Genomic DNA, 684 nt, shown 5'->3' with positions numbered 1-684 from the left:
CCGGTGCGGAGGGTGCGGAGCGCTGGGCAGTGTCAACCATCATTGGTCCTTTGTTCTCGCTCGAACTCGAAGTTTCCTGCATGGAAGCTTCCTGCGCGGAAGATCGTGTAGGCAGAATTTTTCTACACACTAGGGCGGCTCGGCGACGGCCGGAAATAGTGCATGACGAGGCTACAAAGGCGGGTGCCGCGCCCGGCATCCGTCTTGTAGCTTTCCACAGGCGCCGCGCTCGAACGAGTGCCCTTAGGCACAAAAACGAGTAATCCTAAGCGCCCGCCGCCGCGACGACCTCGAGCACGCCGGCTCCGTAGGCCTCGAGTTTCTTGGCGCCGACGCCGGAGATGCCGTCGAGGTCGCCGATACCGCCGGGGTTCGCGACCGCGATCGCGATCAGGGTCGCGTCGCCGAAGACGATGTACGCGGGCACGCCCTGCTCCTTGGACACGCTCGAGCGCCAGGCCCGGAGCGCCTGGAACAACGCCTCCTGCTGCGGGGTGAGGTCGGCGGCTGCGGCCTTCGCGGCGCCGGTGCGGGCGGAGGAGGTGGATCGTGCCGCGCGCTCGGGCTCGCTGCGGAGCTCGACGGTGCGATGGCCGGCGAGGACCTCTGTGGCGATCGGGGTGAGCACGAGGGTGCCGTATTCCCCGGAGGTGGCGAGGATGCCCTGGGCGAGCAGCTGACGGA

At 67.5% G+C, this 684-nt stretch carries 1 protein-coding gene; it reads right to left on the bottom strand.

Annotation, left to right across the window (positions count from 1 at the left end; genetic code table 11):
- Nucleotides 1-265: 265 nt before the first annotated feature.
- Nucleotides 266-684, bottom strand: a 419-nt coding sequence (locus tag QN345_RS19655) for an HRDC domain-containing protein (protein WP_323509191.1), incomplete at its 5' end; no start/stop codon positions are given.

This window comes from Cryobacterium sp. 10I1 (assembly GCF_035019805.1).
In the GTDB taxonomy this organism is placed as follows: domain Bacteria; phylum Actinomycetota; class Actinomycetes; order Actinomycetales; family Microbacteriaceae; genus Cryobacterium; species Cryobacterium glucosi.
Note: the sequence above shows the minus strand (reverse complement) of the source record. Positions and strands in the feature narration are given on the sequence as shown.